This is a genomic window from [Flexibacter] sp. ATCC 35208, from assembly GCF_001975825.1.
Taxonomy (GTDB): Bacteria; Bacteroidota; Bacteroidia; order Chitinophagales; family Chitinophagaceae; genus Chitinophaga.
Genome location: NZ_MTKN01000273.1, coordinates 1 through 499, shown reverse-complemented (window position 1 = coordinate 499; position 499 = coordinate 1). Strand labels below are relative to the sequence as shown.

1 protein-coding gene is annotated in these 499 nt (G+C 43.9%); it reads right to left on the bottom strand.

Annotated elements, in window-relative coordinates:
* Positions 1–499 (bottom strand): hypothetical protein (locus tag BW716_RS35485; protein ID WP_220388936.1); only part of this gene is annotated, 499 nt, incomplete at both ends.

The window sequence follows — 499 nt, the reverse complement described above, 5'->3', positions numbered from 1 at the left end:
GGGCATAAACAGCAAATAAAACACTCATTTCAAATCCTGGTGCACCCGTTGTCTGGAAAACGTCTTGCATTAATTTAACACCAGCCGCCTTACGATCTACAGTCCGGTCTACAGTTCCACCAAGTGCCGCCTGGTGACGTTGGTCATTTAATTCCCGCTCGCTATTTTGCAATCCTTTTAGAACACTCACATTCTCCATATGATGAGCACGAATACTTACTTCCACCGGGAATTTTAAAGAATGCGATTGGATACGATATATCCATTCTCGGCCTGGGAAATGTGATTGTGGGTCCATGTCACTTACCGCAAGAAACGAAACGTAACTTTCTTCTAAATCCCCCTCTGCATTTCTCCTTTGAAGTCGAATACAACGGCCAGGCTCTTCATCTACTTCACACTCAGTTAAGCGAAGAATAGCCTCACGGTCTGGACGTGTTGCCGTTTTAGTTTCTCCATTTTCATCTACCCATGAAATTTTGCTTCCTACATTCCAATC